Source organism: Cohnella baijiui (assembly GCF_020731285.1).
Lineage (GTDB): Bacteria > Bacillota > Bacilli > Paenibacillales > Paenibacillaceae > Cohnella.
The window spans coordinates 1-8666 of record NZ_JAJFOW010000079.1; the positions used below are offsets into that span (position 1 = coordinate 1).

The following is an 8666-nucleotide window of genomic DNA, read 5'->3' on the forward strand; positions in this document are numbered from 1 at the left end:
TATGTAAACTACCTACATTGACCGGAAGTGGGCTCGTGCGGCAAAAGTGCGTATGCAAACTACCTACATCGGCCGGAAATGGGCTCGTGCGGCAAAAGTGCGTATGCAAACTACCTACATTAGCCGGAAACGGGCTCTTGCGGCGAAAGTGCGTATGCAAACTACCTACATCGACCGGAAGTGGGCTCATGCGGCGAAAGTGCGTATGTAAACTACCTACATGAGCCGGAAACGGGCTCTTGCGGCGAAAGTGCGTATGCAAACTACCTACATCGGCGAGAATCAGGCTCGAGCGTATGTTTGGTTTCTTTGAAGTAAAGGGCAGTTCAAATTAGCGACTTTTTTCGTGAACGCTGATAAATCCGTTAAATAAATACTTTTCATTTCTCACATAAACGATATAAATACCGTACGCCCTTCTTTTGGAGTAGATTCATACGCTGAGGAGCTGTCTCACGGCAGCTACACACTATCGCATCCCGATATCTCAGTGTTCAAATCCTATTCTGGAATTACAAATTAGCCCATATAATCGGCAATTTTACAGTACCAGACCATGTGTACAGAACCCGGGCCCCAGTAATCTTGCACAGTTGTATAAGGCTGACCGAATTTATGCAGCCATTTGGCTTGGGCATGCCGGTAACCGCTATCCAGGCAAAAACGATCAATTCCTCGTTCAGCGAGTTGGCTAGCCATCGCTTTAATTAAAGCGGAGCCGATTCCCCGCCCCTGATATTCCGGCAGCACATAGATGCTACCCAGTTCACCAACGTTCTTCAGTCGGTCATGGGTACATTTGATAATATCATCATTGCAGGGCCCGAATGAAATGACGCCGACAATCTTACCGTCCATACGGGCAACAAGAAATCGGATCGCTGTGCCCACAGTAAACAAAGCATCATGCAGCATACGTCTTTTGCTTTCGATCTCTTGCCGGATCTCTTCTGCGAGCTCTACCAATCCTTCTTGCTCAAAGGCAACGGGGATGGATCGCCTGAACAACTCGTAAGCTGCGTCCATATCGGATAGCGCTAATTCATTGATCTCGATCACTTTGTTCTTTTCAACTCACTTCACAATAGCTTTTTATATTCTTGTTTGAAATTATCGGCTTGTCCTCAAAATATCGATGGAGCTGTCTATACGGTCATCCTGATTTTCATCATCGTAATCTTTGCTTAGAGTTATAGATTAATAGATTCGATCTTGAAATACTACCTACATCGGCCGGAATCTACCGTTATCGACACACTTCCGCACGCGATCCCAAATCTTGCATCCCGCCGCCCCGCCCTTTATGCTATTCAATAGACGACGGCGTATAGATAAGAGATTCTCAAGGAGGTAGGCAGCATGCCGAAGATCGTCGCGACGAAGGAAGATTGGATCGAAAAAGGCGTCGCCTATTTCGCGTCGGGCGGCGTGGAAGCGCTGGCGATCGAGCGGATGGCGAGGGAGCTGGGGTGCAGCAAGAGCAGCTTCTACTGGTACTTCGGCAACCGGGAGGAATTCATCGAAAGCATCATTTACGACTGGGCGGTGCGGACGACGGAGCGCGTCATCTCGCAATCCGTGACCGAGGAGCCCATCGACGACCAGATCAAGCAGGCGCTGCACGCGCTGTTCGCGGATGCGGGCGACGACGACTTCCGCCTTCATCTGCGCAAGCTCGGCCGCGAAGTGCCGCCCTATGCCACGCTGCTGACGGCACTCGAGGCCAAGCAGATGGACTTTATCCGCTCCCTGCTGCAGGAGCGGGGCGAATCTGCCGCCATTGCGCGGCACAAAGCCAGCGTCATTTATCATTTCTACCTCGGCTGGCATGAGCGCTACAAGTATAGGGCCGATTCCGGCGTCGCCGCGGAAGACCCGATCGAGACGCTCCTGCTTACGGTCGTCGGCCTGCGGGAGCCGCTTTACCGCGCGTAGGCCGCGGGCGGGCGAAAGCCGCGAGATTGTTTTCGCCGCCGTACCGACAGGCTATAATAAAGGTCGGAGAGGGGCGAACGAACGTGGAACACCGCTTGGAGATTCAGTTTAGGCCGCTGGACGAGTTGATCTGCAGCCTTCATACGTATATTTGCCGCAAGTCCTACAAGAAGATCGACCTCGGCGCCGCATGGGCCGAGCGAACCCGACAGCGGCTCGCGCCGGAGCTTGCCGACCTGCTGGACCGTTCGGAAATCGACCACCTCTGGAAGCTGACCTATCTGCTGGTTCAGCTTTGCCCGGCGGAGGAGGGCGAAGGCTTCGTCGATTGGCTTGATCAACGGTCCGCCGGCGACCTGTACGAGCTGCTGGCTCCATACACGCAGCACTTTCCGGAAAGCATGGGGGCCTTTCGGGACAAGACGTTGAAGATGTTCTCCCGGTGGCAGGAGCAGTACTTCCGTGACATCGATCCCGCCATCCTCTCCTCGCTCCGCGACGAAGCCCGCGGTCGCAGTGACGAGCAGAGCGAGATGGCGCCGAAGGCGTTCGTCGACCGCGCGACGAACGGGCTCGTTTTTGAGCCCGCACCGGGATTCGAGCGGCTCGTCTTGATTCCGCAGTATCATTTTCAACCCGTGAACGTGATCTACACCTTCGGCGGCACGACCATGTGCCATTACAGCGCCATGATCACTCTGGACGACGAGGACGCTTTGTCCACGCATGCTTACCGCATGATCCGCAGTCTCGCCGAGAAAAGCCGGCTGAAGATTTTGCGATATCTCCACCAGGGGCCTCGCAGCTTCATCGAGATTCACCGGCATCTGCAGCTGTCCAAAGGCATCACCCACGACCACATCTCCAAGCTTCGGATGGCCGGCATGATCCACGCGCATTTCGAAGGGGAGAACCTGACGGTCTACAGCCTGCGGGACGGCGCGCTCGACCAGATGCAGCGCAGCCTGGCGGCGTATATCTACCAAAACTAACCGACGCATCGAGAGGAGCCAGCCGCTCAGGCTGGCTTTTTTGCCGTGCCGCATTCCCCTTCTATCTTCACCGATTTGTCAACTTATCCCCCGCCGTATAGCTCGTTTGGGGCATCTGGGATCGTCCTCGCCCCAGGTAAGATAAAGAGGTCGGTTCCTGACGCGGACCCGAAAGGAGGAGGGCGCGACGTGAGCGGTTCATCTTGCTGCAAGGCGCTGTTGGTCGATCGGGACGAAGCGGCTCGGGGGCGCTGGCGGTCGCTGCTGGAGTTGGAGGAAGGAATCCGGATCGTCGGCGAAGCGGACAACGGGAAGGCTGCCGTCAACTTGGCGCGGACGCGCGAGCCGGAGCTCGTCTTGCTCCATCTGAATCTGCCGGACATGAGCGGTCTGACCGCGCTGCGGTTGATGAGGGAGCGGCTGCCGTCGCTCAAAGCCGTCATGCTGTCGGAAACCGCCGACCTCGCCGGGCTGTTCGAAGCCATGAAGACGGGCGCGCAGGGCTTTTTGCCGAGCGGCATGCATCCGGCTTCCGGGCACGAATACTTGCGCTCGGTCGTCCGGGAAGAAGCGACGTTGTCCAAAGAGCTGCTGTTTCACTTTTTGAACGCCTTCATGGGCGCATATTGTCGGGAGAGGATCTGAATGAAGAAGGCATTTCGCCGGCCCGGCGGCGGTTGGCGGAGAACGGCGCGCGCGATCGGCCTGGTCGGATTTCTGTTCGCGGCTTGCGCGCCGGGGACGCAAGGGAGCGCAGCCGAGGAAGCGATTCCGCTCCAGCCGCTCATCGACGGCACCCCGTCCGGCGGAACGCTCGTGCTGGCCGGCGATCGTCCGTACGCGGGACCGGCCGTCATCGACAAACCGATCTCCGTCCGCTCGGACGGGGAGGCGCGCATCGTCAACGACGAGGACGAGCCGGCGCTTACGCTGCGCGCGGACGGAATCCGCCTCGACCGTTTGTCCGTGACGGACAGAAGGGCCGATCCGAAAAAACCGGCCATCCTCGTCCAGTCCGACCGCAATCGCTTGGAGGATTTGCGCGTCGAGACCCGGGGGGGCGGGATCTACCTGCGCGAGGCGAACGACAACGACATTCTGAACAGCCGCATCGAGGGATTGCGCATGAACGGGGCAAACACGGCGTATTCCAAGCGCGGCAACGGCATCGACCTGATGAAGGCGAACCGCAACCGGATCGAAGGGAACACGCTGTCTTACGTTCATGACGGCGTCTACGTCGAGAGCAGCAACGAGGCCGTCGTGCAGAACAACCAAGCGTTCGATTCCCGGTACGGCTACCACTTCATGTTTTCCGGCAAGCCGCTGCTGCGAAACAACACGGGCTCGCGGAACGTCACCGGAGGAATGATCATGGGCGTAGAGGGCGCCATGGTCGAAGGCAACCGGTTCGACAAGCAAAACGAAAACGTGCATTCGCAGGGCATTCTGCTGTTCGACGTGCATCGCTCCGAAATCGTCCGAAACCGCGTGGAGGGCAACCGAGTCGGGATCTATATGGAAGGGGCGACGGAGAACGCATTGGCGGAGAACGAGGTCGTGCGCAATTTTATCGGGATGCAGATGATCCGCTCCGCCGGGAATACGTTCCGGGACGGCGCCTTCGTCGCCAACGTCATCCAAGCGCAGTCCGTGGACAGCAAGGACAACGCGCTGGAAGGAAACTACTGGGACGATTTTCGGGGGCTCGATACGGATGGAGACGGATTCAGCGATTTGACGTACGAGATCGATCCTTTTTTTCTGGGGCTGACCGAGGATATCGAAGCCTATCAGGCGTTCTTTCAGTCGCCCGGCCTGCCTTTTCTGGCCCAGATGTTCCGCGCCGATACGACGAATTGGCTGAAAGACACGCGGCCGCTGCTGGCCTCGCCTTTCGCGCCCGATGAACGGCAGCCCGAGGGCAACCGCTGGTTCATGCTGGCGGCGTGCGCCGCGCTGTTCGCTTCGTCGCTAGCGATCATTTACCGATGGGGGTATCGAAAATCATGAGAAAAACGACGTTGTGGATGATCTTGATCTTGGCTGCTATACTGATGCTCGCGGGATGCGGCAAAACCGTTTACGAGCCCGTCGCGATCGACGAAGCCGTAGACAAGTGCCCGGTCTGCAACATGGCGGTTGCGGACGACCAGTTCGCGGTGGAAATCATCCTCAAAAACAAAAAAGCGCTCAAGTTCGACGATCTGGGAGATCTGTTCGTCTGGCGCGGCCAGAACGGCACCAAGGACATCGGAGAACAGTTCGTCCGCGATTACCGGACCAAGGAATGGGTAAAGCTCGGCGAAGCGACGTACGTGTACGACAAGTCGATCCGCACGCCGATGGCGTTTAACGTCATCTCGTTCAAAGAAAAGAAAGCGGCCGAAGACTTCATCGCCCAGGAAGGAAAAGGGCAGCTCCTGACCGCCAAAGACCTTGAGAGCCGCAAATGGGAGCCGAACGAGGACATGATGAAGGCGGTGATGGAGGGGCATGCCGACAAGATGAAAGGAATGGACGGCATGGGCGAGGACGGCCACGGAACCCAAGACGACGGCGGCATGAAGATGGATGCCGGCTCGAAATAAGGAGGGAAGGCGATGCGTCAAACACGGACGATCGCGCTGCGGGAGCTGAAGCTCGGCTTCCGCAATCCCTGGGCTTACTCGTTTATGGCTTTGTTCGCCGTATTCAGTCTCGCTCTCGTCTTGATCCAATCCCAAGAAGGCCTGTCCGGCTATACGAGCACGACCGGGACGATGATCAATCTGATGTTGTATTTGCTGCCGCTGATGACGCTGCTGTTGGGGTCCTTCTCGCTCACCGCGGAAAAGGAGGAAGGCGGATGGCAGCTGCTGTCCTCCTACGCCTTGAGCACGAGCGCTTTCCTCTCTGGCAAGTATCTGGGACTGGCCGGCGTGCTGATCTTGATCGTCGCGTTCGGCTTCGGCTTGTCGGGCGCGATCGGGGCCGTCTTCGGCCATGCATTCCCGCCTGCGTCCTTCGGACTCTTTCTCGTCTTTGCGGTGCTGCTGATCTTGCTTTTTCTCGGGATTGCCGCGATCCTGGGCGCGATCTGCCGCAACCGCTGGCAGGCGCTGACCTATGGGGTCGCGATCTGGTTTTTTCTCGTGCTGGGGTGGCCGACGCTGCTGATCGCCCTGCTCGGATTTCTGCCATATCTCTGGATCAAGCCGGCGTTGATCGGGCTGATCTTCGCGAATCCGGCAGAGCTGAACCGGCTGTTCCTCATCGTGAAAATGGGGGGAGGCTCCATCCTCGGCCCGGAGTACTACCATTGGGTCGGTTGGATCGAGCGGCCGACGGGCAGTCTTGTATTTGCGGCCGTATGCGTCCTATGGATCGCCGCATCCCTAGGGCTGGCCATCTGGGTTTGGGAAAGGGGGCGTGCGCGTGGCTGAACCGTTGCTCATCGTTAGCGAGGTTTCCAAGTCGATCGGACGAAGCGTGCTGCTTCACCCATGCTCGCTTCAGGCGGCCCAAGGAGAAGTCGTCGCCCTTTGCGGCGGCAACGGAGCCGGCAAAAGCACGCTGATCCGAATGCTCGCGGGCATCTCCCGGCCCACGAGCGGCAGCGTGCGGATCGGCGGCCGGAGCTGGTTCGAAGATCGGGCCGCCTATGCCGACAGCATCGGCTATATGCCGGACGAATTTCAATTCGGCTCGGCGCTGACTGCGGCGGAGACGCTGCGGTTTTATGCGTCGCTGCGGCGGGTGCCGGACGCCCGCGTCTCGGAGCTGCTGGAGAAGGTCGGTCTGAGCGACGTACGGGACCGCAAAGCGTCCACGTATTCCAAAGGGATGCGCCAGCGGCTTCTGCTCGCGCAGGCCATGCTGGCCCATCCGCCGCTGCTGCTGCTCGACGAGCCGACCAACGGGCTCGACCCGTACTGGATGGAGGCGTTCGGGCGGCTCGTTCGGCGGGCGGCGGAGGCGGGGCAGACCGTGGTCTTTTCCACGCATCAGCTGCATATTGCCGAAGCCTATGCCGACCGCGCGCTGTTCATGGCGTCCGGGCATGTCCGATATGCGGGAGACGTCGGCGCCTTGAAGGAGCAATACCGGCAGGACGGCGGTCTATACGGCGCGTTCCGCGCGCTGATCGCGGACTCGGCCGGAGCATAAAAGAAAGGAGGGGATGGAGGATGCGCAATCGGATACAGCCGAGAAAAGGGTTTGCGATGCGAATCGTCCTGATCCTGGGCATCGTCTGTCTGCTGGCCGGGTGCGCGCAGTCGGGCAAGCCCGGCAAGCTGGCTTTCGGAGAGGTCGTGCTGGCGAGCGAGCCCTCGGAGCTTCATGCCAATCAAGCCGCGAAGCTGATCGTAACGGTAAACAACGAACGCTATGCCAATCAGGAAGCGGAAGTGCAGCTGCAGATCAACGCCAAGAGCGCGCTGCCGCAATTGATCGACGCGGTCCGGGAAGGCGATGCTTATACGGCTGCCTATACGTTTCCCTCGGCGGATGACTACACGATCACGGTGCATATGAGCTTCGAGGAGGAGCATTATGCCTTCGCCAAGCAGCTGCATGTAGGCGCGTAGAGGCAGCGATGGACATCGGACCGTGCAACGGTTCGGCGGCGAGGGCAAGTGAAGAGGAGGGCGGACCGCGACGCGGTTCGCCTTTTTCGACGAGTTATGCTTACCGCACATCTGGCTGAGCGGGAGCCTAGAGGGGCCATGAACGGTAAAGCTTACCGTACTTCCAGCTGAGCGGGCGCTTGGATGGGCATGAGCGGTAAAGCTTACCGCACATCTGGCTGAGCGGGAGCCTAGAGGTGCCATGAGCGGTAAAGCTTACCGTACTTCCGGCTGAGCGGGCGCTTGGATGGGCATGAGCGGTAAAGCTTACCGCACATCCGGCTGAGCGGGCTCTTGGAGTGGCATGAGCGGTAAAGCTTACCGTACATCCGGCTGAGCGGCGCCTGTAGGGGCCATGAGCGGTAAAGCTTACCGCACATCCGGCTGAGCGGGCGCCTGGACAGGCCATGAGCGGTAAATCTTACTGTACATCCGGCTGAGCGGACGCCTGGACGGGCCATGAGCGGTAAAGCTTACCGCACATCTGGCTGAGCCGGCGCCTGGGAGGCCCATGAGCGGAAAAGCTTACTGTACATCTGGCCGAGCGGGCGCCTGGACAGTCATGAGCGGTAAAGCTTACCGCACATCCGGCTGAGCGGACGCCTGGACGGGCCATGAGCGGTAAAGCTTACCGCACATCCGGATGAACGGACGCCTGGACGGGCCATGAGCGGTAAAGCTTACCGCACATCTGGCCGAGCGGGATGGCTCCCACTCTCCCAGCCGAAGGTTCCCTTCCCGATCACGTGTCGTCTCACCTGGCTGCACCGTTCGCTCCCGATTAGTCGCATTCGTACAACTAATTTCCTTACAATAGGGGCTTAACGGCCAAATAGTTGCGTTCGTGCATCTAATGTTGGCATTTGATCCGGTTTTGCGTCTTTTCGTGCTTTTTAGTTGTACTTTTGCAATTAATGAAGGGTTGAGAGGTAATTTCGTTGAAATTAGTTGATCATTTGCATTAAACCGGTCCAGCGTGCCTCAATCGAGCCTATTGTGATTCACATACTGCCGTAAGATTACTCCCCGCGCACTACCGCCAACTACAATGCCACGAACATACTTCCCTACAGTACCGCCACCAACACACCGTCACCAACACACCGTCACCAACACACCGTCACCAACA

10 protein-coding genes are annotated in these 8666 nt (G+C 58.4%); 8 read left to right on the plus strand and 2 right to left on the minus strand.

Going from position 1 to position 8666, the window contains the following annotated elements; translation table 11 throughout:
• Together LKX83_RS31485 and LKX83_RS31490 are read right to left on the minus strand one after the other, a co-directional pair.
• The coding region (locus LKX83_RS31485; RefSeq protein ID WP_227887179.1) for a hypothetical protein at positions 1 to 262 on the minus strand (262 nt) is incomplete at its 3' end.
• Positions 263 to 519: 257 nt separating this feature from the next.
• Positions 520 to 1059, minus strand: a complete 540-nt coding sequence (locus LKX83_RS31490) for a GNAT family N-acetyltransferase (protein WP_227887182.1) — start codon at positions 1057 to 1059, stop codon at positions 520 to 522.
• Between the two features lie 300 nt (positions 1060 to 1359).
• Here LKX83_RS31490 and LKX83_RS31495 point away from each other — a divergent pair, with 300 nt between their 5' ends.
• The 8 genes from LKX83_RS31495 to LKX83_RS31530 all read left to right on the plus strand — a co-directional run bounded on the left by LKX83_RS31495 (position 1360) and on the right by LKX83_RS31530 (position 7498).
• On the plus strand, positions 1360 to 1935 hold the full coding sequence (locus LKX83_RS31495) for a TetR/AcrR family transcriptional regulator (protein ID WP_227887184.1): 576 nt from the start codon (positions 1360 to 1362) through the stop codon (positions 1933 to 1935).
• A gap of 83 nt (positions 1936 to 2018) precedes the next feature.
• Positions 2019 to 2927, plus strand: coding sequence for an ArsR/SmtB family transcription factor (locus LKX83_RS31500; RefSeq protein WP_227887185.1), 909 nt, complete (start codon positions 2019 to 2021; stop codon positions 2925 to 2927).
• Between the two features lie 189 nt (positions 2928 to 3116).
• Positions 3117 to 3572 (plus strand): response regulator, encoded by a 456-nt coding sequence (locus tag LKX83_RS31505; RefSeq protein WP_227887187.1) that lies wholly within the window; start codon positions 3117 to 3119, stop codon positions 3570 to 3572.
• Positions 3573 to 4940, plus strand: a complete 1368-nt coding sequence (locus LKX83_RS31510; protein ID WP_227887189.1) for a right-handed parallel beta-helix repeat-containing protein — start codon at positions 3573 to 3575, stop codon at positions 4938 to 4940.
• Complete coding sequence (locus LKX83_RS31515) at positions 4937 to 5518, plus strand: nitrous oxide reductase accessory protein NosL (RefSeq protein ID WP_227887191.1); 582 nt, start codon at positions 4937 to 4939, stop codon at positions 5516 to 5518. Before LKX83_RS31510 ends, LKX83_RS31515 begins: the two co-directional genes overlap by 4 nt.
• A gap of 12 nt (positions 5519 to 5530) precedes the next feature.
• Positions 5531 to 6352: an ABC transporter permease gene (locus tag LKX83_RS31520; RefSeq protein WP_227887194.1), complete on the plus strand. Its 822-nt coding sequence runs from the start codon at positions 5531 to 5533 to the stop codon at positions 6350 to 6352.
• Entirely contained in the window at positions 6345 to 7076 is a 732-nt protein-coding gene (ccmA, locus tag LKX83_RS31525; protein ID WP_227887196.1) for a heme ABC exporter ATP-binding protein CcmA, read from the plus strand. The genes LKX83_RS31520 and ccmA overlap by 8 nt, the downstream gene beginning before the upstream one ends.
• Before the next feature lie 20 nt (positions 7077 to 7096).
• Complete coding sequence (locus LKX83_RS31530; protein ID WP_227887198.1) at positions 7097 to 7498, plus strand: hypothetical protein; 402 nt, start codon at positions 7097 to 7099, stop codon at positions 7496 to 7498.
• Positions 7499 to 8666 lie beyond the last annotated feature (1168 nt).

Bases quoted from the DNA above. Each gene is read 5' to 3' on its own strand.
- LKX83_RS31495 (WP_227887184.1), top strand. From the start codon at position 1,360: ATGCCGAAGATCGTCGCGACGAAGGAAGATTGGATCGAAAAAGGCGTC.
- LKX83_RS31510 (WP_227887189.1), top strand. From the start codon at position 3,573: ATGAAGAAGGCATTTCGCCGGCCCGGCGGCGGTTGGCGGAGAACGGCG.
- LKX83_RS31515 (WP_227887191.1), top strand. From the start codon at position 4,937: ATGAGAAAAACGACGTTGTGGATGATCTTGATCTTGGCTGCTATACTG.
- LKX83_RS31520 (WP_227887194.1), top strand. From the start codon at position 5,531: ATGCGTCAAACACGGACGATCGCGCTGCGGGAGCTGAAGCTCGGCTTC.
- LKX83_RS31530 (WP_227887198.1), top strand. From the start codon at position 7,097: ATGCGCAATCGGATACAGCCGAGAAAAGGGTTTGCGATGCGAATCGTC.